The following is a 25,401-nucleotide window of genomic DNA, read 5'->3' on the forward strand; positions in this document are numbered from 1 at the left end:
GAACCTGTCCGGTGACGAGGAAGAAGGCCGATGAGACTCTGCTTTCTGGTGGAGGAGCGCTATCGCCATGACGGCATGCCGCGTGAGGTGATCCGTCAGCTCTCCGCCTGGGGCCACCAGGTGGATGTGATCCGGCCGGGTCGTTCCCTGATGCGGATGTCCGACGCGGTGCGGGCGGGCAGCCATGACGCCTGGGTGCTCAAGACGGTGTCCGGAGGCCCCGGGCTGATGCTGCTGGAGGCCGCGGCGGCGGTCGGGCTGACCACCGTCAACGACGCCCGCTCCATCCGCGGCGTACGGGACAAGGCCCTGGCGGCCGCCATCGGGCGCAGCCGTGGCCTGCCGATGCCGCCCACCTACGCGGCGGCCCGGCCCGAGGCGCTGGAGGAGATACCGGAGGCCGAGTTCCCGCTGGTGGTCAAGCCCGCGGACGGCAGCTCGGGGCGGGCCGTGCGGCTGGTGCCGACCCCGGACCGGCTCAGCGCGCTGCGCGCCGAGCTGGCGGCGGAGGGCATGCTCATCGCCCAGCCGTATGTGCCGAACTCAGGGCTAGACCTCAAGGTGTACTGCGTGGGCGGGGAGTTGTACGCCACCGAGCGGGGGTCGCCGCTCGGCCCCGACGGGGGCGCACGCGGCCGGAGGGTGCCGCTGTCCGCCGAAGTGGCGGCCATCGCCGCGGAGGTCGGCGCGGTCTACGGCCTCGATCTGTACGGGGTGGACCTGCTGCTGGGCCCGGACGGGCCGGTGGTCGTCGATGTGAACGACTTCCCCAGCTTCAAGGAGGTGCCGGACGCGGCGGTCCGGGTGGGGCGCGCGGTACTGGAGTTGGCCCGCGGGGGCGGTGGCCGGTCCGGGCCCGAGTTCATCGGCGCACTCACCGGAGCCGAGCCGCCGGTACATGCTTCCGAGCCGGTCCCGGCCACCGCCACGGTGAGCGGCGGCCGATGAGGATCGGCCTGATCACCGCCGACCCCGGCCATCAACTCCTCGCCGACGCCACGGCCTTGCTCACCCCTCGCCATGAGGTGGTGGCGCTCGACCCGCGTGGCCACGACGGAACCCAGACGCGGGACCCGGCTTCCCCCGGGGAGCTCGCCGACGTGTATCTGCTGAAGGCCCGGACACCGCCCGCGCTGGCACTCGCCCGGTCCCTGGAGCGGCGTGGCGCCCCGGTGGTGAACTCCACCGCCGCCACCGCGTGGTGCCAGGACCGGACGGCGATGGCCGAACGGGCGCTCCGCGCCGGTCTGCCGTTCGCCCCCACCCGTACCGTGGTCTCCCTCGCCGGACTGGCGGCGGAGCCGCCCCGCCGTCCCGTCGTCGTCAAGAGCCGTCACAGCCGCCGCCATGACCTGGTGGCCCGCGTGGACGACACCGCACAGCTGCGTGCCCTGAACGCGGACTGGGCGGATGAGCCCGTGGTGGTGCAGGACTTCGTCCCGAACGACGGCTGGGACCACAAGCTGTGGGTGGTCGCGGGCCGGGTGTTCGCCGCGCTGCGCCGGTCGGAGCTGGCGGCCGGTGGCCGCGGTCCGAACCTGCCGCTGGCCCTGGGCGCCCTGCCACCGGGCTGGCTGGATCCGGTGCTCCGGGTCGGTTCGGTGTTCTCGCTGGACGTCTATGGTGTGGATCTGATCGACGCGGGCGGCGGCGCGCCGCTGATCGTGGACATCAACGCCTTCCCAGGAATCCGCGGTCAGGCCGGGGCTCCCGAGGCGCTGGCGGCCCTGGCGCTGCGGACGGCCGAACGGGGCGGACTCACCGCCTCCCGCATATGACCGACACGAGGGAAATACTAGGGGACTCCCGGCCGAAATAGGGGTGGCCTCAGCTCGGATGGGACGGGCAGGGTGGTCTACTGGTCTGCGCGCGACCCGAGGCACGCGCGTGACAGCCACCCGACAGCCGCCGCAGAGCGAGCGGCACGAAAGGACATCACGTGACCGCAAACCCCACCGGCACAAGCCTGTGGATCAGGCAGTTCCACCCCGCGCCGGCAGCGGCGACGCGACTCGTCTGCCTGCCCCACGCCGGCGGGTCCGCCTCCTACTACTTCCCCGTCTCCAAAGCCCTCTCGCCCACGGTCGACGTGCTCGCCGTGCAGTACCCGGGGCGCCAGGACCGGCGCAACGAGAAGTGCATAGACAACATCGCCGAACTGGCCGACGCGCTGGTGCCCGAGTTGCTGCCCTATACGGACAAGCCGATGGCGCTTTTCGGCCACAGTATGGGTGCCACACTGAGCTTCGAGGTCGCCCTGCGCCTGGAGCAGAAGGGCGTGCAGCCGGTGGCGCTGTTCGCCTCGGGACGGCGCGCCCCGTCCTGCCACCGTGACGAGTCCGTCCACCTCCGCGACGATGACGGGCTGATCGCCGAGGTGAAGGGCCTGAGCGGCACCGACACCTCGCTGCTCGGCGACGACGAGATCCTCCGGATGGTGCTGCCCGCGATCCGCAGCGACTACAAGGCGGCCGAGACCTATCGCTATACCCCCGGCCCGCGGCTGGCGACGCCCATCCACGCGCATGTGGGGGACGACGACCCCAAGGCGACCGTCGAGGAGGCCCGCGCCTGGGGCGAGCACACCACCGGTGGCTTCGATCTCCAGGTCTACTCCGGCGGCCACTTCTACCTCAACGACCAGGCGCCGCGGGTGATCGCGTCGATCCGGGACGTGCTGACCTCGAAGTCCTGAACACCCGCCCGGCCGCAGGGCGTTCAGCCGCCTGGTTGGTGGGTCAGGACGGTCCGTATGTAGTCCTCGACGGTGGCGTCCAGGCCCACGTCCCGGCCGGCCCGCTCGGACAACAGCCAGCGGTGTTCCAGCAGTTCGTAATAGATCTGCGCGGTGTCGGTGGCACCGCGCAGTTCCTTGGGGACGGTCCGCACGGTGGGCCGGAAGACATCGCGGACCCACCGGTGGGCGAGCACCTCCGGGCGGGCGCCGAGCGGATCGCCGGGCGCGTAGTCGTCCTGGGTGGCCATCCAGGTCTCCAGGTCGTTCAGGAGGCTTCGGGCCTGGTTCTCCTCCGCGTCGAGCCCGGTCAGCCGCAGCAGCTGCCGCTGGTGGTGGCCCGCGTCCACGACCTTGGGCACGAAGGTGACGGCGTCGCCGTCCGGCGAGCGCTCGATCTGCATCTCCGCCACGTCGAACCCGAGGTCGTTCAGGCGCCGGACCCGCTGGTCGATGGCGTGGCGCTGGGCGAGCGGATAGACCGACTGACGGGTCAGCTCATGCCACAGGTCGCAGTAGCGGTCGACGATGGCCTGGCCGAAGAGCACCGGGTCGACCGAGGGGTGCAGCGAACCGCCGGCCTCCAGGTCCATCAGCTCGCCCGCGATGTTCACCCGCGCCACCTCGACGTCGTACTCCCGCTGTCCACGGGTGAGCCTCGGCTGGATCTGCCCGGTCTCGGCATCCACCAGATAGGCGGCGTACGCGCCCGCGTCGCGCCGGAAGAGGGTGTTGGACAGCGAGCAGTCGCCCCAGGCGAACCCCGCCAGATGCAACCGCACCAGCAGCACGGCGAGCGCGTCGAGCAGCCGTCTGATGGTGCTGGGCCGCATGGTCGTCTGAAACATCGACCGGTACGGCTGCGACCCCACCAGATGGCGGGTGATCAGCGCGGGTTCCAGCGGATCGCCGTGTTCGTCGGTGCGCCCGGTCACCACCGCGAGCGCGTCCACCGCGGGCACCGCGAGCCGGTCCAGATCGCGCAGCAGCCCGTACTCCCGCACCGCCGCCCACTCGCCGACCTCCTTGACCGCCACGATCTCGCCGCCCGCCTGCGCGAAGCGCACGACATGGCGGGAGATGCCCCGTGGCAGCGCGACCAGGTGCTCCTCCGGCCACTCCTCCAGCGGGACGTTCCACGGCAGATCGAGCAGGGACGCCGGATGCTCGGGCGAGGTGGCGGTGATCTGCAGCTCCATGACACCCCAGTGTGCGGTACGGAAGTGTCATCGGAGCCGGTCGTACGGCGGCCCGACGGACGATCAAATGGACAGAATCTGTCCGGATACATACGCTGAAGATCCAATCGGACAAGATCTGTCCCGCTCAGGGAGGCCGCCGCGACAGACCGACACCTCGAAGGGAGCCCTGCATGAGCCACCTCGCCGGCACCACCGCGGTGATCACAGGAGCCGACGAGGGCCTCGGCTACGCCATCGCGGAGGCCTTCGCGGTGGAGGGCGCCGACTTGGTGCTGCTCGCCCATGACGGGGACAAGCTGGAGCGGGCCCGCCACACCCTGGCCGGGCACGGCACCACCGTACGCGGACTCCGCGTGGACCTGGCCGACCCCGGCGCCGCCACCGCCGCCGCGCGTCAGGTGCTCGCGCTCACCGAGCGGGTGGACACCCTGGTCAACAACGCGGGCACGGCACACTTCAGCCCGCTCGCCCAGACCTCGGCCGACTCCTTCGACGCCATGCTGCACCACAATGTCCGGGTGCCCTTCCTCCTCGCCCAGGCGCTGCTGCCCGCGCTCGTCGAGGGGCGTGGCACCATCATCAACATCAGCAGCTACTGGGCCCATACGGCGTCCGCCGACCGACTGTCCGCGGCCTACTCCGCCACGCGTGGCGCCATCAACGCGATGACCCGGGCGCTCGCCAGTGAACTGGGCCCCTCCGGGGTCCGGGTCGGCGGCATCGCCCCCGGCGCCGTACCCGCCCCGGCGTGTGAACGGGACCGCCTCCTCGCGATGAGCGCCGGGGAGCGGTACGGAGCCGGGGGCGCCCCGGACGGCCGTCCGCCGGCCCGGGCCGGCGAACCCCATGAGGTGGCCGCCGCCGCGGCCTTCCTCGCCTCCCCCCGAGCCGGGTGGACCACCGGCACCATCATGAACGTGGACGGCACCCTGGCCGTCCGCTGACGGCCGCGACGGAATCCACACCCCGGCCACCGGCTCCGGTGGCCGATATCATGAGGCCGCGATGGAGAGAATCCGCCACGCTCCCCAGGCGACGACGGGCCAGCGCCCGCTGCCCGCCGGTGGTGGCATCGACGCGCACCGGCACGACGAGCACCAGATCGTCTACGCCCGGCGCGGGGTGCTGGCGGTCACCACCGAAGCGGGCAGCTGGATCGCGCCCGCCAACCGGGCGCTCTGGATCCCGGCCGGGACCGTCCATGAGCACCGCGCGTACGGCGCCACCGACCTCCATCTAGTGGGGCTGGCGGTGGCGGACAACCCGCTGCGGCTGGAGCAGCCCGCGGTCCTCGGCGTCGGCCCGCTGCTGCGCGAGCTGATCATCGAGTACACCGCTCGGCCGGCGGACCTGGGCGCCGAGCGCCGCCGGCTGCGCGCCGTACTGCTCGATCAGCTCCGCCGGTGTGCCGAGCAGCCGGTGTATGTGCCCGCCGCCAGGGATCCGCGCCTGGCGGCGGTGTGTTCCATCCTCCACGACGACCCGGCGGACAACCGGACCCTGCGGCAGCTCGGCGCCGCGGCCGGGGTCGGCGAGCGCACCCTGACCCGGCTGTGCGGGGCGGAGCTGGGGATGACCTTTCCGCAGTGGCGCACCCAGCTGCGGCTGCACCACGCCCTGCGGCTGCTGGCCGAGGGCGTCCCGGTCACGACCGTGGCCCATCGCTGCGGCTGGGCGTCCAGCAGCGCCTTCATCGATGTCTTCCGCCGGGCCTTCGGCCACACCCCGGGTGTCCATCGCGCGCTCGGCTGACGCCCCGGGCCCGCGTTCAGTCCTCGGCCAGGACCACGACCGTATCGCCCTCCTCCAGGGTCAGCGGCGCGGACTTGGACGGGTTGAGGTGGACTCCGTAGAGCGGTGGCTCGTCGCTGTGCCGGGCCAGCCGGTAGCCGATGGCCGTCTCACCGCGCTGGCGGGCGGCCTCGATGACGGTGGCGAAGTTGGCCTCCGCGCCGGGTATCAGATAGCTGGGCGCCGGTTTGAGGTAGATCTCGGACCCCTGCGGGTCGAAGAGGTCGGCGAAGACCGCGTACAGATGGCGGTTCTCGGTGAGCTGGGTCAGCAGCAGGCTGATCACCTTGGTGGAGACGATGAAGTCGTCGGCCTTGGTGACCTGCGCGACCTCGCGGTTCGCGTCGTCGTGCATCTCGGTGACGATGGAGTACGGATCGCCCAGCTGGATCTCGATGTCGCGCAGATGGAGCAGGGTGACCAGGGTACGGTCGTCGGCGCGTCCGGGGTCGATCCCGTCGTCCGTCAGCACCACGATGTGGCGGTAGCCGTCCAGCCCGAGTGCCTCCAGCGACGGACGGCGGGTGGGTTCGCAGTACTTGAAGCCGACCGTGAGGTTCTTCAGCTCCCGGTTCGCCTCCTCCCGGGGCGGGCGCGCGGCGGCGATGTCCACCACCGACCCGGGTTTCACCAGGAGGTCGAGCTGCGCGATGATCCTCTCCGCGCGGGAGTTCCAGCCGATCAGCAGCGTCCGGTCCGGCACCGGTGGCCGGAACTCGGCCATGGCCATCGCCGGGCGCAGGATACGGGGCCGGGTGGCCGCGGCCTTGATGAGCAGATCGTCCTCCGCGACCATCAGCAGCCGGTCCCCGCGCCCGATGACGGTGTCCATGGGCGGGTTGACGAGCACCTCGCCGTCCGCGCGGTGCACGCCGATGGGCACACCGAGCTCAAAGGCGTTCAGCGACTCCCCGTAGGTGGAGCCGGCCAGTGCGGGCTCCTCCCAGGGGTAGATCTCATTGCCGACGAAGCTGAGCAGTTCGTTGAAGACGGTGGACAGACCGGACTGGCGGTGGGACTGCACGATCAGCCCGACCGCGATGTCATCGGCGTCGATCACCAGAGCGGTGTCCCCCGCGGCGAGCCGGGCGGCCGCCAGGTTCGCCGAACTCTGCACGGCGGCCACCACATTGGGCCGGGTCCCGGTCCAGGCGCGGCTGTTCAGCAGCAACAGCGACTTGATGACGTCGATGTCGCTGTCGTCCCCGATGGGCGAGAGCACCATGATGGCCTTGGCGCTGTCCGGGCTCACCAGCTCCAGGTCGCCGCGCTGGAGCGGATTGCCGGAGCGGCAGACCACCCGGGTCTTCCCGGTGTCCGGGATGCGGCGCCGGATCTCGTCCTCCATGTCGACCTTGTCCCGGTCGGCGAGGACCACCACACAGGAGCGCCGCTCGCCCTGATTGGCCTCCACCAGCTCCGCTATCACCGTGAACACCTGCTCCGACCAGCCCAGCACAATGGTGTGGTTGCGCTCGATCAGCCGTGAGGTGCCCTTGCGCAGCTGCTGGATCCGGGCCTCCAGGCCGGTGGTCATCACGCCGATCAGCGCGCTGACGATGAAGATACCGCCGATGGTCACCGTGAGCATGAGGACGAGGAACAGCGGCCGGCCGCTGTCCCCGCCCATCGTGCCCGGGTCGAGGGTGCGCAGCAGGCTCATCCAGACGATGCCCGGCCAGCCGCCGTTCTCCTTGGTGTCGTTGTGGGCGAAGGCGACCGCCGCCCCGGAGACCAGGGTGATCAACGCCAATGAGGCCAGCCCCAGCCAGCCGATCAGGGCCGGGGTGCCACGGTCCATCGTCCCGTCGAACCAGTACCGCAGCCGCTCCCGCAGCCTCTTGCGCATGCCGCATTCCTCCATAGCCCATCGCGCCGCCGGGCCCAACGGCCCGTGGTGAGCGGCGCTTTACGCCATGAGGGTGTCGTCTGACGGGGCTTCGGCGCCAATCGGGGTCAGCCGGGGAGGTCGGCCCACTGGTCGAGGAGGTCGTCGCCCGTGGCGTCGCCCACCGGGGACACCGGGGCGGTCAGGGGCTGCTCGGCCCAGATGATCTTACCGTTGGGGGTGTAGCGGGTCCCCCAGCGCTGGGCGTACTGGGCCACCAGGAAGAGCCCTCGGCCGCCTTCGTCGGTGGTGGCGGCGCGGCGCAGATGCGGGGAGGTGCTGGAGCCGTCCGCCACCTCGCAGATGAGGGTGCGGGCGCGCAGCAACCGGACCCGGCTGGGGCTGCATCCGTAGCGGATGGCGTTGGTCATCAGCTCGCTGAGGATGAGTTCGGTGGTGAAGCCGACCTCCTCAAGACCCCATGCGCTCAGTTGCTCGGCGGCCTCGTTGCGGATGCGGGCCACCGCGGCGGGGTCGGAGGGCAGCTCCCATTCGGCGACGTGCCCGGGGTCCAGCAGATGGGTGCGGGCCACCAGGAGGGCGATGTCGTCGCCGGGGTGGGAGGACGCCATGGTGTCGAAGACGGCCTGGCAGGTCTCCTCCGGAGTGCGCTCGGGCAGTCCGGCGAGGGTGGTGCGCAGCACGCCGAGCCCCTCGTCGAAGTCCCGGCCGCGGTCCCGGATCAGCCCGTCGGTGAACAGGGCCAGCCGGCTGCCCTCGGGCAGCTCCAGCTCGACGGTCTCGATGGGCTCGCCGCCCAGGCCCAGCGGCGGGCCGAGGGGGACGTCGGGGAAGGTCACGGTGGAGTCGGGGAGGACCACCGCCGGGCCCGGGTGGCCGGCGCCCGCCATCGTGCAGCGGCCGGAGACCGGGTCGTAGATGGCGTACAGACAGCTGGCACCGCTGATCCCCGGGGCGTCGGTGCCCGCGGCGGCCTGGTCCTGGTCGAACCGGCTGACCAACTCGTCGAGATGGGCCAGGAGTTCATCGGGTGGCAGGTCGAGCGCGGAGAAGTTGTGCACGGCGGTGCGCAGCCGGCCCATGGTGGCGGCGGCGTGCAGTCCGTGGCCGACGACATCGCCGACGACGAGGGCGACCCGGGCGCCGGGCAGGGGGATGACGTCGAACCAGTCGCCGCCGGCTCCGGCCCGGGCGGGCAGATAGCGGTGGGCCACCTCCATGGCGTCCTGTTCGGGCAGGCCCTGGGGCAGCAGGCTGCGCTGGAGGGTGGCCGCCATCGCGTGTTCGCGGGTGTAGCGGCGGGCGTTGTCGATGGCGACCGCGGCGCGCGCGACCAGCTCCTCGGTGAGCGCCACGTCGTCCTCGTCGAACGGCTCGGACTTCTCCGAACGCCAGAAGGTGGCGATGCCCAGGTTGACGTCCCGCGCCCGCAGCGGGATGGTGATCATCGAGTGGATGCCATAGTTGACGATCTTGGTCGCCTGTTCGGGGTCCTGCTCCTGCCATCCCTCGTAGGTCCGCAGATCCGCCTCGAGCACCGGCCGGCCCGCGCCGAAGCCCAGCGCCTGGGGCACGGTGCCGCTGTAGGTGATCATCTTGCCGACCCGCCACAGCGGATGGTCGGACCGGATGCCACAGGTGGCGGTGCGGCGCATGGCGCTGCCCACGGGGTCGTCGCCGCGCAGCACGGGGTCCACGAGGTCGACGGTGGCGAAGTCGGCGAACCACGGGACGGCGAAGCGGGTCAGCTCCTCGGCGGTCGTCACGACATCGAGGGTGGTGCCGACCTTCGCGCCGGCCTCGTAGAGCAGCCTCAGCCGCCGCTCCGCCACTTCGGCCTTGCCGGACAGCGCGCGCAGTTCGGTGGAGTCGCGGAGCGTGGTGACGGTTCCGGACATCCCGCCGTCCCACCGGGTGTGGCGCTGGTTGACGGCCAGCAGCCGCTCCCCGGCCAGATGCACCTCGTCGGTGGCGACCCGGCCCGAGGCGAGCAGCTCGGCGGTGCGCGGCTCGATGCCGAGCTCGGTGACGGGGCGGCCCTCGGCGCCCGGGGGCAGGTCGAGCAGCCGGCCGGCCTCGTCGTTGGCGAGGACCAGGCGGCCATGGCTGTCGACGATGAGCACGCCTTCCTTCACGGAGTGCAGAACGGCGTCGTGGTGCTCGTACATGCGGGTCATCTGGGCGGGGCCGAGCCCTCGCGTCTGCCGCCGCAGCCGCCCGCCGACCAGCGCGGTCCCGCCGGTGGCGAGCGCGAGCGCACCGGCGGCGGAGCCGAAGACCAGCGGCAGCTGGCGCTCGACCCGGCCGCTCACATCGGCGGCGGTCATCCCGGCGCACACCACACCGGCCACGGTGCCGTCGCCCTTGGGGATCGGGACGGTGGCCTGGACCTCCCGGCCGAGGGGCCCCTGCACGGACTCGGTGACGATCTTGCCCTTCACCACGGGCCGCCAGTCGGCCACCAGCGTCTTGCCGATGTACTGCGGCTTGGGGTGGGTGTAGCGGATGCCGTGGGTGTTCGCCACGACCACGAAGTCCAGATGCGCCCGCTGGCGGGTCTTCTCGGCCCGGGGCTGGAGCAGGGTGGTCGGATTCTCGGTGTACATCGCGGACGCGGTGCCCGGGGAGGTGGCGAAGGTCTGGGCGACGGCGGTGGCGCGGTTGAGGGCCTCCTGCTCGCTGTCGATCCGGGCCTGGAGGATGAGCGCCGTCGTGGCCGCCACGATGAGCAGGCACACAAGCAGCACCTGGACAGCGAAAACCTGCCCGGCGATGCTGCGCACGCTCAAGCTGCGCAGGCGCAGGAGCGAGCGGAGACGCGTCCGGGAGGGGGTGTGTGGGGCAAGCCTTGATCGACCGATAACTCCGATCACGCACCCTTCCTACCATTTATCCCCCTCCGGCCGGGAAGTCCCATCGCATACGATCCACGGCCGTCCCGGTGCGTGATACACATCGGCACGGTACGTGGTGCCTCGGCCACGCAACGCTCACCCTGGCCACTCGACGGGCGTCACCGGCCCGCCCGGGGCGGGGGGAACACGGTCACACATCGAGCCGGAGGGCCACACCGCACATCATCGCCCTCGCGGCGTCCAGATCCGCCCGCGCCCGGTCGGCCACCAGATAGAGGAAGACACCCTGGCTGGCGCGCTGACTGAGCGGACGGATCAGGTGGTACTCGGTGTCCAGTGTGACGACGATGTCCTCGAGCCGCTCCGGGCCGTAGCCGAGAAACTCCAGAGTGGACAGCTTGGCCCGCAGCACATCAGTGTCCCCGTAGGCCACCTTCTCCAGATCCGGTCCCTGCGGGGTCTGGACGGCGCCCAGGGTGATCCGGCTCAGATAGTCGACGACCGAGGCCGCCAGCGCGCCCTCGCACTCCATCATCTCGCGCAGCGACTCCTGGATATCGGTCATGGCCCGTCGCCCTCCCGGGACCTGTGAGGGGCTCCGACAACACCGGCCGGACACGTCCACCGCGCCGGGACTCCGGACGCCATGTCCATATATTTCATCCTTGCACAGGGTTCGCCGGCGCACCCGCGCGCGGCCGCCACGCCGCCGTGCGGCATTCCCCGTGGTGGCGGGTCGCCGATCGTCCTATCCTGCGCAGGCGTTGATCGACTTCGGATTGAATCGTTTGCTTCCGCTGGAGGACGCATGACCGTCGGCAGCACCCCGTCCCGGGCCGTGGTGGTGGGCACCGGCTCCCGGGCCCAGATGTTCACCGAGGCGCTGGCCCGCCGCCCACGCCTGAGGGTCGCCGCGCTGTGCGATCCGAACCCGGTGCGCATCGCCCACCACCAGCGGCTGCTGAAGGAGGCGGGCGAGCCGGAGGCGGCCGCCTGGAGCCCGGAGGAGTTCGAGCGGCGGCTGCGCGCGGACGATATCCAGGAGGTGGTGGTGACCTGCGTGGACGCGCTGCATGACGCGTACATCGTGCCCGCGCTGCGGGCCGGCTGCCGGGTGGTCACCGAGAAGCCGATGACCACCGACGCGGCCAAGTGCCGCCGCATCCTGGAGACGGTCCGGGAGACCGGCAACCATCTGGCGGTCGCCTTCAACTACCGCTTCAACCCGGTGCACGAGGAGGTCCACCGGCAGCTGTCCGGCGGCGCCATCGGCGAGGTGCTGTCGGTGCACTTCGAGTGGCTGCTGGACACCCGGCACGGCGCCGACTACTTCCGCCGCTGGCACCGCGAGAAGGAGCACAGCGGCGGGCTCATGGTGCACAAGTCCAGCCACCACTTCGACCTGGTCAACTGGTGGCTGGGGGCGCGGCCGGAGGAGGTGTTCGGCTACGGCCGGCTCGGCTTCTACGGCCGTGCGGCGGGCGAGCGCAGCGGCTACCGGCGCGAGTACGAGCGGGCCCACGGCGCCGCCGCCGCCAGGGACGACCCGTTCGCGCTGGAGCTCGCCGAGAACGACGCGATGCGCTCGCTGTACCTGGACGCCGAGGGCGCGGACGGCTACCACCGCGACCGCAATGTGTTCGGCGACGACATCACCATCGAGGACGACATGGCGCTGCTGGTCCGCTATGACACCGGCGCCACCATGACGTACCACCTGACCGCCTACTCCCCCTGGGAGGGCTACCGGGTGATGTTCAACGGCACCCGGGGCCGGCTGGAGCTGGAGGTCGAGGAGAGCGCCTGGCAGCCGCCGCTGCTGGGCACCGCCTCCGGCCGCGGCACCATCCACGGCGACCAGGCCCTGGCCAACGCGGGTGGTCCGCGGCTGGTGCTGCGGCCGCTGTGGGAGCCGCCGCGGGAGGTGGAGCTGCCGGCGTTCGACCACGCGGGGCACGGCGGCGGGGACAAACGGATGCTCGATGTGCTCTACGGCCCGGTGGATCCGGGGGACGGCCCGGTGGATCCGGCGGCGGCCACCGAAGCCGCGGCCGTGGACGCCTCGGACGCCTCCCGCCAACGGGCCACCGAGGAGGACGGGGCGCTCGCCCTGGTCACCGGGCTCGCGGCCAACCAGTCGTTCATCAGCGGGAGGCCGGTGGCCACGGCGGACGTCGTGACGCCGTAACCGGGGCGTTCGGTCCAACGCGGCTCATCCCGCCCGGCCTTGGGGCAGGATGAGCCGCATGGACACGGATGCGATCACCACACCCCGGGCGCCCCTCTCCCGGAGCGCCGCGCGGCACCGCCGAAGACGGCTGCTCGGCTCGCTCGCGGCGGCCGGTCTGCTCACCGCGTGCGGTACGCAGTCCTCGTCGGGAGTGGCCGCGGTGCCCGACGAGGCCACGTCCCGCCCTGCGGGTCCCACCGCCACCCCGGACACCCCCGCCCCCACCGCTCCCGCGGCCTGCCCCGACTCGGGGGTGCTGCTGCGGGCCGCGGAGGCCGACGCGGCGATGGGGCTGCGGGTGCAGCAGATCGAGCTCGTGAACTGCGGCACGCGCGCCTATACGGTGAGCGGCCATCCGTCCGTCCAGGTACTGGACGAGGATCTGGAGCCGCTGGAGGTCACGGTCAGCCACGGGGCCTCGGCCATCGCCACCCTCGACGGCTTCGAGACGGCCACCGGACCGGTGCGGCTGAAGCCCGGTGAACGGGCGGTGGCGCGGCTGGCGTGGCGGAATCTGGTGACGGACGTGACGCGCCCCGCCGCCGACGGACGCTATCTGAAGATCGCGCCGAACGGCGGGGGTGAGGACGCGCAGACCGTGCCCGACCATGTCGACCTGGGCACCACCGGCAAACTGGGTGTGAGCGCCTGGGCCCGCCCGGCCCCGGATTCCCCGGAGCGCCCGGGCACGCGCCCGTAGCCGCCCGCCGGTGGCACCGATGAGGTCTCGCGCTTCCGTCAGCCCGGAGCGCCCAGCCGCTCCTCCGGCCGGTCGGCCGGATCGAGCTCCAACTGCTGGGCGAGCCCGGCGGCCAGGGCCTCCACGGTCGGATGCCGCCAGACGAAGTTGCCCGCGAGCTTGATGCTCAGCCCCGTCTCCAGCCGCACCCGCAGCTCCATGGCGAGCAGCGAGTCGAAGCCCAGCGACTTCAGCGGGGTCCGCGGATCGAGGGTGGTGCCGCTGAGCCGCAGCACCGCTCGGATGTGCTCGGTCAGATAGGACTCCAGCACGGTGCGGCGGGCCGGACCGGCCGGGAGGGCGGCCAGCCGGGCGCGGATGTCGTCGGTGCCCTCGCGGGCGGCCGCCGGGGCGTCGTCGCCGGGGAGCAGCCCGGCGAACAGCGAGGACCGGCGGCCGGTGGCGGGGATCCAGCTGGCCGGTTCGCCGGGGATCACCCCGGTCTGCACCCGCCGATGGGCCAGCAGGGCGCCGAGCGCGCGCAGCCCCTCCTCCGTGGGGATGGTCCGGTAGCCGCGGTCGGCGAAGCCGGTGGCCACTCCGGTCTCGCCCCACGGGCCCCAGTTGACCGCGAGGGTCGGCAGGCCGTGTGCCGAGCGCCAGGCGGCGAAGCCGTCCAGCCAGGCGTTGGCGGCCGCGTAGGCGCCCTGTCCGGCGTTGCCGAGCAGGGAGGCCATCGAGGAGTACACCACGAACCAGTCCAGCCGGTGTCCCTCGGTGGCCTGGTGCAGCCGCCACGCCCCGGTGGCCTTCGGCGCCCATACGCGGCGCAGCTGGTCCTCGCGGATGTTGGCCACGGCCGCGTCGTCGAGAACCATCGCGGAGTGGACGACGCCGTGCGGGGACTCCCCCTCGTCGGAGGTGGCGGCGGCCACCAGCCGCTCGGCCGTGTCCGGGCGGGCGATGTCGCCGGTGACGACGGTGATCCTGGTGCCGGCGGCGGAGAGTTCGGCGAGCGTCCGCGCGGCGGCGCCGACCGGTGCGGTCCGTCCGTTGAGCACGAGGTGGCCCGCGCCCTGGCGGGCCAGCCAGCAGGCGGTGGCGAGCCCGAGGCCGCGCAGACCGCCGGTGACGATGTACGTCCCGCCGTCCCGCACCGTGCGGGGTCCGTCGGGCAGCACCGCGTCGACCTGGCCCTCCTGCGGGATGGTCAGCACGAGTTTGCCGATGTGGCGGGCGCCGGCCATCTGCCGGAACGCGTCGGTGACCTCCGCGAGCGGATAGGTGGTGCAGCGCAGTGGCTTGAGGCGGCCCTCGCCGATCGCGGTGAGCACCTCGCGCAGCATCGCCGCGTACTCCCGCGGGCGCTCCAGCTGGAGCTCCCTGAGGTCCACGGTGGAGAAGGTGATGTTGTGGCGCAGCGGGGCGAGTCCGAGCGGGGCGTCGGAGAGGATGTCCCGGACGCCGAGTTCGACGAAGCGGCCGAAGGGGCGCAGACACTCGAGACCGGCCCGGATGGCCGCCCCGGAGAGGGAGTTGAGCACCACGTCGACGCCCTCGCCTCCGGTGGCCGCCATGACCTCGTCGCGGAAGTCCAGCGACCGGGAGTCCATCACCCGGGCGATGCCCATCCCCCGCAGGAAGCGCCGCTTCTCCTCACTGCCCGCCGTGGCCAGCACCTCCGCGCCCAGCAGCCGGGCCACCGCGATGGCGGCCAGCCCGGTGCCGCCGGTGGCCGAGTGGATCAGCACCCGCTCCCCCGCGCTCACCCGGCCGATGTGGCGCAGCGCGTACCAGGCGGTGAGGAACGCGATCGGCAGCCCGGCGGCGGTGTGCGGGTCGAGGCCCTCGGGGAGGGGCGCGGTGCGGTCGGCGGGGACGACGGTGAAGGAGCCGAAGGCGCCGCCGTGCACATCGGCGGCCACCACCCGGTCACCGGCGCGGAGGTGGTCGACGCCGGGCCCCACCGCGCTCACCTCGCCCGCGCATTCGAAGCCGAGCCGGTAGCGGATGTCCTCGTCGCCGGGGAGCAGGCCCATGGCGGTGAGGACGTCACGGAAGTTCAGCCCCGCGGCCAGCACCCGCAGTTCCACCTCACCGGGTCCGGGCGGGCGGCGGGCGTTGGTGGTGAGCTCCAGGCTGCCGAGGTCGCCGAGGCGGCCGGCGCGCAGCCGGAAGCCGTCGGTGCCGCAGCGCACGGTGCGGGCGGCGGCGGTGGTGCGCTCGGTGTCGGTGAGGGGCGCGTGGTCCAGTTCGGCGGTGTAGCGGGCTCCGTCGCGCAGCGCGATCTCGTCCTCGGGGCCGTCGGCGAGGAGTTCGGCGGCGAGGGTCTCCGCGCGTTGGTCCGGGGCGGCCGGGTCGGTGTCCACCGAGGTGGTCCGCAACTCGGGGTGTTCCAGGGCGAGCACCCGCAGCAGTCCGCGGAGTGCGCTCTGTCCGGGGTCGGCCAGGTCGCCGGGGGCCACGGTGCGGGCGCCCGAGGTGGCGGCGTAGAGGCGGGGCGGTTCGGGGAAGCGGGCGGTGAGTGCCTGGGCGGCGGCGAGCAGCCGGCGGGTGCGGCAGAGCCCGTCCTCCGCGCCGCCCTCGGCGGGGTGCGGGCCGCACACGAGCACCACGGCACGCGGCCGTTCCCCGGGGCGGGTGAGCCGGTTGGTGAGACCGTCGCGGAACGCGTCGAGCCCCTGGTCGGCCAGGGGCGCCTCCCACACCCGGGCGGTGGCACCGGCGGCGCGCAGGGCGGCGGCCACCGGGCGGGCGGTGCCGTCCGCCTCCCCGACGATCAGCCACCGCCCCGGGGGCCGGGTGGCCGGGGGCCGGGCGGCGCGCCGCCAGCCGACCTCGAGGAACCACTGGTCGACCTCGGCCGTACGCTCCAGGGCCCGGTGGACGATCCGCAGCCCGTCGACGGCCAGGACCGGCCGGCCGGCCGCGTCGAGCAGGCGGACGTGGCCGATGGTGGCTCCGGGGGTGCTCTCGGCGAGCCGGGCGTGGCAGTACACGGCGGTCTCGGGGTCGCCGAGGACGCGTACGCATCGCATCCGCGCGGGCAGCAGCAGCCGCCGGTCGCCCTCGTCGAGCAGTCCGGCGATGAGGAGTTGGGCGCACAGGTCGACCAGGACGGGGTGGACACGCAGCCCGTGTCCGGGCTCGCGGGCGGCCTCGGGGACCCGCACCCGGGCCCAGAAGCTGTTGCCGTGGCGGGAGGCGGACACCTCGGTTATGCCCTGGAACGCCGGGCCGTGTGCCACGCCCCGGGCCCGCAGATTGGCGTACAGCGCTTCCGCCTCGATGGGCGCGGGATGGCGCAGGGCGAGCGTACGGACGGAGGCGGCGCGGGACCGGGGCGGTACGGCGAGTCTGCGGAGCACCGCGGTGGCCTGCCGCACCCAGGCGCCGTCCTCGTCGCGTCCGAAGATCTCGCATTCGGCGCGGTCGGCGGCGGCGAGGGTCACCGTGGTGGACAGGTCGGTGTGGTCCGCGAGCCGCAGCAGTTCACGGAAGTGCAGATCGGTGACCTCGACCTCCTCGGGCCCGGCGCCGAACGCCTCGCAGGCGGCGGTGAGCGCGAGGGCGTAGGAGGCCGCGCCGGGCAGGACGGGGGCGCCGTGCACCCGGTGGTCGTCGAGCCAGGGCAGGGCCGCGGTGCCGGTGCGGGCGCGCCAGAAGTGGCGGACGGGTTCGCCGGGCACCTCGAGGTGCGCGCCGGGCAGCGCACCGGCCGAGACCGCGTCGGCGGGGGCGGGGAGCGGGGCGTCGGCCCAGTGGCGGGTGCGGTCGAAGGTGATGGGCGGTACGTCGGCGAGTGCGGCGTCCGCGTACAGCACGGACCAGTCGACGGGGACGCCCGCGCAGTGCAGCGCGGCCAGATGGGTCCGGAAGGTGGTCGGCTCGTCCGCCTCGCGGCGGAGTGTGGGCAGGACGACGGGGTCCTCCACCAGACCGGCGAGACCGGCCAGGACGGGGTGGGTGATGACCGGGTGGGGTGAGATCTCGACATACACCAGGTGGCGGTCGGCCGCGGCGGCGGCGACGGCCGCGGAGAACCGGACCGGGTGGCGCAGATTGGCGCACCAGTAGTCGGCGTCGAAGGCGGGCGGGGTGTGCGGATCGTCCAGGACGGTGGTGTAGAAGGGCACCTCCGGGCGGCGGGGTTCGAGGTCGGCGAGGGCCGTGCGCAGATCGGCCAGGAGCGGGTCCACCTGGGGCGAGTGCGAGGCGACGTCCACGGCGATCGGCGCGGCGGGGACGGAGCGGGCCTGCCAGCCGGCGACGAGCCGTTCGATGTGTGCGGTGTCCCCGGCCACCACGGTGGAGCCGGGCGCGGCCATCACGGCCACGGTGACGGCTTCGGCGGCGCCGCCGCTGTCGAGTTCGGCCTGCACCTCGTCGGCGCCGAGGCCCACCGTGGCCATGGCACCGTTTCCGGCGACGCGGGTGAGCAGCGCGGAGCGGCGGCAGATCACCTTGGCCCCGTCGGCGAGGGAGAGCGCCCCGGCCACCACGGCGGCGGCGACCTCGCCCATGGAGTGGCCGATGACCCCGGCGGGCTCCACGCCGTGGGCGCGCCAGGTGGCGGCGAGCGCGGTCTGGAGGGCGAACAGCACGGGCTGCACCCGGCCGCAGCCGGTCACCGGCGCGCCGCGGCGGACGATGTCGAGCACCGAGAAGCCGGACTCGGCGGCGATGAGGGCGTCGGCCTCGGCGAGCGCCTCGGCGAAGACCGGTTCGGTCTCCAGCAGCCGCCGTCCCATGCCGGGCCACTGGGAACCCTGTCCGGAGAACACCCAGACCGGCCGGCGGGAGACCGCGGCGCCCACGGCCCCGCTCACCACGGCGGGGTGGGCCTGACCGTCGGCGAACGCCCTCAAGGAGCCCACGAGTTCGGCGCGCGAGTCGGTGATGACGCCGAGCCGCCCGCGACCGGTGCCACGGCGCAACGCCAGGGTGTGGGCGATGTCGCGCAGCGGGGTGTCCGCGCCGTCGCCCTCCAGCCAGTCCGCCATCCGGCGGGCGGCGCCGGGCAGCACGGCCGGGGAGCCCGCCGGGACCAGGAACACCTGCGGAACGGCGCGGGTGGCGGGCCGGGGCCGTGGCGGTGTGGGGCGGGGCGCGGGTGCGGGCGGCTGTTCCAGGACCATATGGGCGTTGGTCCCGGAGAAGCCGAAGGAGGACACGGCGGCCAGCCGGGGACCGGTCCGCACCGGCCAGTGGGTGAGCTCGCGGGGGATGAAGAAGCGGGTTCCCTCGGCGGTGATGGCGGGATTCCACCGGGTGAAGTGCAGATTGGGCGGGATCTGTCCATGGCCCAGGCACAGCACGGCCTTGATCAGCCCGGTGACACCGGCGGCGGGCTCCAGATGGCCCAGGTTGGTCTTGGCCGAGGCCAGGGCGCAGCGGTCGCGGCCGGTCCCGTAGACCTGCGCGAGGCTGGTGAATTCGACCGGGTCGCCGACGGGGGTGCCGGTGCCGTGGGCCTCGACCATGCCGACGTCGGCGGGGTCCACCCCGGCGCGGCCGAGCGCCTCCTCGTACAGGGCGCGCTGGGCGGCGGCCGAGGGCGCGGCGAGCCCGTCGGAGTGGCCGTCCTGGTTGACGGCCGAGCCGCGCAGTACGGCCAGGATCCGGTCCCCGTCGCGCAGCGCGTCGGTGAGGCGTTTGAGGACGACGATGCCGCAGCCCTCGCCGCGGACGAAGCCGTCGGCGGCGGCGTCGAAGGCGTGGCAGTGGCCGGTGTGCGAGAGCATGCCCATCTGGTCGAACGAGCGGGTGGTCCGCGGCTCGAACATCAGCGTCACCCCACCGGCCAGGGCCAGTTCGCATTCCCCGGCGCGCAGCGCCTGGGCGGCCAGGTGGATGGCGACCAGGGAGGAGGAGCACGCGGTGTCCAGGGCCACCGACGGGCCATGGAGGCCCAGGAGGTAGGAGATCCGGCCGGTGGCGACGCAGTGCCCGTTGGTCAGGACGGAGCCCTCGACCTCCCGTTCCCGGGGGCGTCGGTCGAGCCGGTTCATGTAGTCGTTGTAGCTGACCCCGGCGAAGACGCCGGTGGCGGTGGAGCCGAGCCGGTCGGGTGGCATTCCGGCGTGTTCCAGGGCCTCCCAGGACACTTCGAGCAGCAGTCGGTGCTGGGGGTCGAGGACATCGGCCTCGCGTCCGGAGACGCCGAAGAAGTCGGCGTCGAAGCCGGACACATCGCGCAGATATCCGCCGCGTACGGGCGGTGCGGACGCGGGCCGGGCGGTCGTGGCGGGGTCGGCCGCCCAGAGCGCGGCACGCTCGGCGGGCGGTTCGCCGACGGCGTCGCGTCCGTCGGCCAGCAGCCGCCACAGGGCGGCGGGCGAGTCGGTGTCACCGGGGAGCCGGCAGCCCATGCCGACGATGGCGATGCGGCCGGGGGAACGGCCGGGGACAGGAGTGTGCTGACGCATCGGGGTCTCCGTGGGTGGTGCTCGGCCCGGGGTGGGGGCCGTGAGGGGCCGTGAGGTGGAGATCGCCGCGGGGTTGAACGGACTCAGGTGGCGTCCGGGCCGCCCAGCAGCATCGCGTGCTTCACGCCACCGATCTGGTAGTTGAAGCTGAGCGCGTGGTCGAAGTCGAGGGGACGGGTGCGGGTGCCGGGGACCGGGTCGAAGGGGAGCCCGTCGGCGGGTTGTTCGCAGTTGGCGGTGGGGCACACCTCGCCGTACTCCATCATCATCAGGGTCAGGGCGAGGTCGAGGCAGCCCGAGGCCGATCCGAGGTGGCCGAAACATCCTGCCTGGGAGGACATCAGCACCGTGGGGTCGGCGCCGTAGAGCTCGCGGACGGTGTTGGCCTCCAGGGCGGTGACGACCGGGTCGCCGTCACTCGCGCCGTTGATGTACGGCAACTGCTCGATCCCCCAACGGTCGCCCGTGCACAGGCGGACGGCCCTGATCAGTTGGGCGCCGGAGTCGTCGGCGGCGAGCGGGTTGGCCAGGCCGTCGCGGGTCAGGGCGGTGGCGAGCACCTGGCCGTAGATGTGGGCACCCCGCCGTTGGGCGTGCTCCCGGCTCTCCAGGATCACGGTGGCGGATCCCTCGCCGTGGTTGACGCAGTCCGCTCGCCGGTCGTAGGGACGCATCAGGGAGTCCAAGGAGGGCAGCAGATCGGGCATTCCGACGGCGTCCGTCGCGCCGTGGGCGTGCTGGGCGCCGCGCAGCAGCCGCTGGCTCTTCTGGATCAGGCCGACATTGAAGACGTCGACGCCGGTCACCAGCGCGAGATCGGTCTCGTCGGCCGCGATGAGCCGACGGGCGTTGCCGATCTGCACGGCGGCGGACGCGCAGCCGCAGGACACGGTGAAGCAGGGACCGACGGTCCGGGCCAGGGCTCCCTGGACGAGGACGACATCGGACGGCGAAACGGCCTGTTCGGTCGCGACGAGCAGCTCCACGGCGTCGAGGGGGGTGGCGGAGTCGGGATCGGCGCCGAGCAGGGTGACATAGCTGTCGACATTGGCGTCCACGCCGCCTCGGCCGACGAGCACGGCCGCCTCGCCCAGATCACCGGCGGTCACGTCCAGTTCCGCGTCGGCACACGCCTCGACGAGGGAGACCAGGCCGTAGCGGTGGGCGTTGGTGTAGTGGCGGGAGAAGAATTCGGGGATGTCGGGGAGGCGTTCGGCGAACTGCTCGGCACTGAGGCGCACCGAGCCGTAGTGGATGCCGTGCCGGCCGAGGACGGTACGGCCGTGGGAGGCGATGTCCCACACCTGGGCCGCGGTGAAGACGGGTCCGGCGCCGCCCGGGAGGCAGAAACCCAGCCCGGTGACGACGGTGTCCCGTGGGTTTCCCGGGCCCCCGGGGGCCGGCCGGGGTGGGTGCCGGCGCGGGCTCACGAGGCCCTGCCGGATCTGAGGAGGGTCATGACGGTGGTCCCTTTCGCTCACACCGGAGTACGGGGCCGCCGGTACGGCGAGTCGCCGAATGCACGGTGTGACCGCCGGTGTTCCGGAATCGGTTCATGGTGAATTCGGCGCGTACGGCGCGGCGTTGGACGTACTCGAAGCCTTTCCCCGTTGGATGGTGAGTCGTCTCCGTCGGGAGAGCCGCTCATCGTTCGGAAAGGACAGGTGAATAGCTGACGCTACGCCTGGAGGGGCAGGGTCCGGTAGGTGGTGTCGTATCACCGCGGGTGGATTCGACCGTTCCGGCGCACCGCCCTTGTACCCCCGGAGCCCATGCCGCGCGACCCCGGAGAAAAGGGGGCTCGTGCCCCGGTTCACGCCCCCTCTTGTGGAATCTTTCTGAAAGAGCGTAGAGAAAAAGACGCCTCAGGCACTCACTGAGTACGGGGCGGTTTTTGAGCGCAGGGAAGAGGCTCCTGCACACTGGGGGCGAAAGACGCAAAGGGTGATAGATGATGACACATCAGTCCGTACCGTTCGACGATCTGGACCGCAAAATCGTTGCGGCGCTGGTCGCCAACGCCAGGACCAGCTTCACGGAGATCGGCGCCGCGATCGGGCTCTCGGCCTCCGCGGTCAAGCGCCGCGTCGACCGGATGCGGGAGACCGATGTGATCACCGGCTTCACCACCACCGTGCGCCCGGCCGCCCTCGGCTGGCGGACCGAGGCATATGTCGAGGTGTACTGCGACAGCGCCGCGCCGCCCCGGCGCCTCGCGGAGGTCGTGCGCAACTATCCGGAGATCATCGCGGCCATGACGGTGACCGGCGGCGCGGACGCCCTGCTGCATGTCATGGCCACCGATGTGGAGCATTTCGAGGAGGTGCTGGAGCGCATCCGGGCCGAGCCCTTCGTCCGCCAGACGATCAGCTACATGGTGCTGTCGCACCTGCTCACGGGCAGTGCGGAGGCCGGCGCGGCCCCTCCCGCGACCGCGACGCAATGATCCGCCGCGAACCGGCCGCGGCACGCAGCATCGGTGCGCCGACGCGCAGTTTTCTTTCCTTGTCTCCCCTCTCTTCCGCTTTCTACCGTTGATTCATCCCCCGGTCGCCCGCGGAAGCGAGAGGAATCCTCCGTTGCCCCTTACGCGTGTGCCGCGCCCCAGGCGCTTCCTGACCTGTGACCCCAGATATTTCGATGTGCGGTATGCCATCAATCCCTGGATGCGTGAGGACACCGAGGTCGACACCGACCTCGCCCAGACGCAATGGGAGACGCTGATCCGCGCCTACCGCGACCACGGTCATCGGGTCGAATTCATCGAACCGGTGGCGGGACTGCCGGACATGGTGTTCGCGGCGAACTCGGCCCTCGTCCTCGAGGGCCGGGTCTTCGGCTCGCGATTCCACGCACCGCAGCGCCGGCCGGAACAGCTCGCCTACGAACGGTGGTTCAAGGCGGCGGGATTCGACGTCCATCCGCCGGAATCGGTGTGCGAGGGCGAGGGCGACCTGGTGCCGGCCGGGCCCTATGTCCTGGCGGGCACCGGCTTCCGGACCACCCGGGCGGCCCATCAGGAGGTGCAGGAGTTCTTCGGGACGCCGACCATCAGCCTGCTGCTGGTGGACCCGTACTTCTACCACCTGGACACCGCGCTGTTCGTCCTCGACGACCGGAACATCGCCTACTACCCGGAGGCGTTCTCCCCCGGCAGCCGTGAGGTGCTGGGGCGGCTCTACCCCGACGCCCTGATCGCCACCCGCGACGACGCCATGGCCTTCGGGCTCAACTCCGTCTCCGACGGCCGCCATGTCTTCGTCGCGCCCCAGGCCACCGGGCTCATCGACCAGCTCACCGATCGCGGTTACGTTCCCGTCCCCGTCGACCTGTCGGAACTGCACAAGGCCGGCGGGGGCATCAAGTGCTGCACACAGGAGATCCGCTGATGACCGCCACCACCCCCATCGCGTCCGACTCCACCGCCCCCGGTGCCACCGCCTCCGGTTCCGGCGCGGCCGTGGCCAACGGCGCGGCTCGCTCCTCGCGGGAGCTGATCCGCGCCGAGGAGACCTCGCTCGCGCACAACTACCACCCGCTGCCCGTGGTCGTCGCCGGCGCCGAGGGCGCTTGGGTCCGGGACGTCGAGGGGCGCCGCTATCTGGACATGCTGGCCGGGTACTCCGCCCTCAACTTCGGCCACCGCCACCCGGCGCTTATCGAGGCCGCCCACCGCCAGCTCGACCAGCTCACGCTGACCTCCCGGGCCTTCCACAACGACCGGCTGGCCGGGTTCGCCGAGGGGGTGGCGGAGCTCACCGGGCTCTCCATGGTGCTGCCGATGAACACCGGCGCGGAGGCGGTGGAGAGCGCCATCAAGGTCGCCCGCAAGTGGGCGTACGAGGTGAAGGGCGTCGCCCCGGACCAGGCCACCATCGTGGTGGCGGCCGACAACTTCCACGGCCGCACGACGACGATCGTCGGATTCTCCACCGACCCCGTGGCCCGCGACGGCTTCGGCCCGTTCGCCCCGGGCTTCCGCGTCGTGCCGTACAACGACCTCGCGGCGCTGGAGGCCGCCGTCGACGAGACCACGGCGGCGGTCCTCATCGAGCCCATCCAGGGCGAGGCGGGCGTCGTCATCCCCGATGACGGCTATCTGCGCGGGGTGCGCGAGCTGACCCGGCGCACCGGGACGCTGTTCATCGCCGATGAGATCCAGTCCGGTCTGGGCCGCACCGGCACCACGCTGGCCGTCGAGCACGAGTCGGTGATGCCGGATGTGCTGCTGCTCGGCAAGGCGCTGGGCGGCGGCATCGTGCCGGTGTCGGCGGTGGTGGCCGACCGTGCGGTGCTCGGGGTGCTGCGCCCCGGCGAGCACGGCTCCACGTTCGGCGGCAATCCGCTGGCCGCGGCGGTCGGCTCGGCCGTGGTCGATCTGCTGCGCACCGGCGAATTCCAGCGCCGGGCACGGGAGTTGGGCGAGGTGCTGCGGGATGGACTGGCCGCGCTGACCGGCAAGGGCGTCGTGGGCTACCGCTGCCGCGGGCTGTGGGCGGGCGTCGATGTGGACCCCGCGCTCGGCACCGGCCGTGAGGTGAGCGAGCGGCTGATGGCCGAGGGGATCCTGGTCAAGGACACCCATGGCTCGACGATCCGCCTGGCACCGCCGCTGACCATCACCCGCGCGGAGTTGGAGGGGGCGCTGGCGGCGCTGGAGAAGGTACTCCGCTGATCGAGGGACGCAGCCGATCGAGCTGATCGATTGATCGGGACCACGAAGCGCCGGGCCGCATTACGTTTCATACGGCCCGGCGCTTCATCATGTTCAATCGCGCTCGGAGATTCTTTATCGGCGACCCCGCCGCGGTCCTGTCAGAACCTCGAACCGTAGGTAACGCCCAGGTCACGGCGGCCTTTCCGGGTTTTTATGTACGTTGTTGAGCATTCCACTGTTCCCGATCGCACGGTGTGGAACACTTCGTGTCATCTCGCCGGGCACAACAGGCGAAGGTAACGGCACGGAAAGGAGTTGCGGCTGGAGTGGACAGTGAGCCGGTCACGGTGACTGCCGCATACCGGGTGGACCCCGGCCGCGAAAGCGAGTTCTATGCCTGGGCGATCGAGATGCTCAATGCCGCGGCAAGCCTTCCGGGATATCTCGGAGGCGGGGTGATGGGATCCGGTTCGGCCTCCTCGGAGTGGCACGTCCTCTACCGGTTCGAGGCGGACGGCCCGGCTCGGGCATGGGATTCCTCGCTGGAGCGGGCACGATTGGCGTCCCGTACCGGGCCCTTCGTCGAGGAAAAGGGAACACAGCGCACCTCGGGACTGGAGAACTGGTTCAAAGGGCCGGTGCGGCCACTGCCGCCACCGCCCAAATGGAAGCTGTGGCTGGTGAATCTGAGCGCGGTCTTCCCCCCGGTTCTCATCTTCAATGTGCTGGTGATCCCGTTCATCAAGGACGCCAATTTCCTGCTGCGGACCCTGGCTTTGTGTCTCGGTGTGACCGCGATGGTGACCTGGCTGGTCATGCCGCGGCTGCAGCGGCTTCTGAAGAAGTGGCTCTACCCACCGCTTCAGTCGATACGAGGACGTCACAGGCGGATGGCGGCCGACGGCCCTCGCGCTCGCCGGTAGGTGAGCGGGACGCCGCGCCCGAGGACCGGGGCGGGTGATACCCGGTCGGTTTT

The 25,401-nt window shown here is 72.2% G+C and carries 17 protein-coding genes; 11 read left to right on the top strand and 6 right to left on the bottom strand.

Annotated features, from left to right (window positions below):
• Positions 1–30: 30 nt before the first annotated feature.
• The 3 genes from ACMTAK_RS07215 to ACMTAK_RS07225 all read left to right on the top strand — a co-directional run bounded on the left by ACMTAK_RS07215 (position 31) and on the right by ACMTAK_RS07225 (position 2,695).
• Positions 31–948 (top strand): ATP-grasp domain-containing protein, encoded by a 918-nt coding sequence (locus ACMTAK_RS07215; protein ID WP_413805402.1) that lies wholly within the window; start codon positions 31–33, stop codon positions 946–948.
• Positions 945–1,778 (top strand): ATP-grasp domain-containing protein, encoded by an 834-nt coding sequence (locus ACMTAK_RS07220; protein WP_413805403.1) that lies wholly within the window; start codon positions 945–947, stop codon positions 1,776–1,778. Before ACMTAK_RS07215 ends, ACMTAK_RS07220 begins: the two co-directional genes overlap by 4 nt.
• Before the next feature lie 161 nt (positions 1,779–1,939).
• A complete protein-coding gene (locus ACMTAK_RS07225; protein WP_413805404.1) occupies positions 1,940–2,695 on the top strand; it encodes a thioesterase II family protein in 756 nt (251 codons plus the stop codon).
• Between the two features lie 23 nt (positions 2,696–2,718).
• Here the strand turns inward: ACMTAK_RS07225 and ACMTAK_RS07230 are convergent, their stop codons facing one another.
• Positions 2,719–3,933: a DUF4032 domain-containing protein gene (locus ACMTAK_RS07230; RefSeq protein ID WP_413805405.1), complete on the bottom strand. Its 1,215-nt coding sequence runs from the start codon at positions 3,931–3,933 to the stop codon at positions 2,719–2,721.
• A 173-nt stretch (positions 3,934–4,106) separates the two neighbouring features.
• Here ACMTAK_RS07230 and ACMTAK_RS07235 point away from each other — a divergent pair, with 173 nt between their 5' ends.
• Together ACMTAK_RS07235 and ACMTAK_RS07240 are read left to right on the top strand one after the other, a co-directional pair.
• On the top strand, positions 4,107–4,880 hold the full coding sequence (locus ACMTAK_RS07235; RefSeq protein ID WP_413805406.1) for an SDR family NAD(P)-dependent oxidoreductase: 774 nt from the start codon (positions 4,107–4,109) through the stop codon (positions 4,878–4,880).
• Positions 4,881–4,941: 61 nt separating this feature from the next.
• Positions 4,942–5,688 carry an AraC family transcriptional regulator gene (locus ACMTAK_RS07240; RefSeq protein ID WP_413805407.1) on the top strand — a complete coding sequence of 249 codons (747 nt, stop codon included), beginning with the start codon at positions 4,942–4,944 and terminating at the stop codon, positions 5,686–5,688.
• 16 nt (positions 5,689–5,704) lie between these two features.
• Here ACMTAK_RS07240 and ACMTAK_RS07245 read toward each other — a convergent pair whose 3' ends face one another.
• The 3 genes from ACMTAK_RS07245 to ACMTAK_RS07255 form a co-directional block, all read right to left on the bottom strand.
• Complete coding sequence (locus ACMTAK_RS07245) at positions 5,705–7,576, bottom strand: CASTOR/POLLUX-related putative ion channel (RefSeq protein ID WP_413805408.1); 1,872 nt, start codon at positions 7,574–7,576, stop codon at positions 5,705–5,707.
• A gap of 107 nt (positions 7,577–7,683) precedes the next feature.
• A complete protein-coding gene (locus ACMTAK_RS07250; RefSeq protein ID WP_413812816.1) occupies positions 7,684–10,374 on the bottom strand; it encodes a SpoIIE family protein phosphatase in 2,691 nt (896 codons plus the stop codon).
• A 247-nt stretch (positions 10,375–10,621) separates the two neighbouring features.
• Positions 10,622–10,996 (bottom strand): hypothetical protein, encoded by a 375-nt coding sequence (locus tag ACMTAK_RS07255; protein WP_413805409.1) that lies wholly within the window; start codon positions 10,994–10,996, stop codon positions 10,622–10,624.
• 243 nt (positions 10,997–11,239) lie between these two features.
• On the opposite strand from ACMTAK_RS07255, the gene ACMTAK_RS07260 reads away from it, so the two are divergent.
• Both ACMTAK_RS07260 and ACMTAK_RS07265 read left to right on the top strand, forming a co-directional pair.
• Positions 11,240–12,619 (top strand): Gfo/Idh/MocA family protein, encoded by a 1,380-nt coding sequence (locus tag ACMTAK_RS07260; protein ID WP_413805410.1) that lies wholly within the window; start codon positions 11,240–11,242, stop codon positions 12,617–12,619.
• A 58-nt stretch (positions 12,620–12,677) separates the two neighbouring features.
• Positions 12,678–13,361 (top strand): DUF4232 domain-containing protein, encoded by a 684-nt coding sequence (locus ACMTAK_RS07265; RefSeq protein WP_413805411.1) that lies wholly within the window; start codon positions 12,678–12,680, stop codon positions 13,359–13,361.
• Between the two features lie 38 nt (positions 13,362–13,399).
• Here ACMTAK_RS07265 and ACMTAK_RS07270 read toward each other — a convergent pair whose 3' ends face one another.
• Both ACMTAK_RS07270 and ACMTAK_RS07275 read right to left on the bottom strand, forming a co-directional pair.
• Positions 13,400–19,768 (bottom strand): SDR family NAD(P)-dependent oxidoreductase, encoded by a 6,369-nt coding sequence (locus ACMTAK_RS07270; protein ID WP_413805412.1) that lies wholly within the window; start codon positions 19,766–19,768, stop codon positions 13,400–13,402.
• Positions 19,769–19,851: 83 nt separating this feature from the next.
• Positions 19,852–21,198, bottom strand: a complete 1,347-nt coding sequence (locus ACMTAK_RS07275; protein WP_413805413.1) for a beta-ketoacyl synthase N-terminal-like domain-containing protein — start codon at positions 21,196–21,198, stop codon at positions 19,852–19,854.
• Between the two features lie 524 nt (positions 21,199–21,722).
• Here ACMTAK_RS07275 and ACMTAK_RS07280 point away from each other — a divergent pair.
• From ACMTAK_RS07280 to ACMTAK_RS07295, 4 genes are all read left to right on the top strand, one after another.
• On the top strand, positions 21,723–22,214 hold the full coding sequence (locus ACMTAK_RS07280) for an Lrp/AsnC family transcriptional regulator (RefSeq protein WP_020866202.1): 492 nt from the start codon (positions 21,723–21,725) through the stop codon (positions 22,212–22,214).
• 133 nt (positions 22,215–22,347) lie between these two features.
• Entirely contained in the window at positions 22,348–23,157 is an 810-nt protein-coding gene (ddaH, locus tag ACMTAK_RS07285) for a dimethylargininase (protein WP_413805414.1), read from the top strand.
• Complete coding sequence (gene rocD / locus ACMTAK_RS07290; RefSeq protein ID WP_413805415.1) at positions 23,157–24,443, top strand: ornithine--oxo-acid transaminase; 1,287 nt, start codon at positions 23,157–23,159, stop codon at positions 24,441–24,443. The genes ddaH and rocD overlap by 1 nt, the downstream gene beginning before the upstream one ends.
• Positions 24,444–24,751: 308 nt before the next feature.
• Complete coding sequence (locus ACMTAK_RS07295; protein WP_413805416.1) at positions 24,752–25,348, top strand: hypothetical protein; 597 nt, start codon at positions 24,752–24,754, stop codon at positions 25,346–25,348.
• Positions 25,349–25,401: the final 53 nt, after the last annotated feature.

Source organism: Streptomyces lacaronensis (assembly GCF_047337785.1).
GTDB classification, from domain to species: Bacteria; Actinomycetota; Actinomycetes; order Streptomycetales; family Streptomycetaceae; genus Streptomyces; species Streptomyces lycopersici.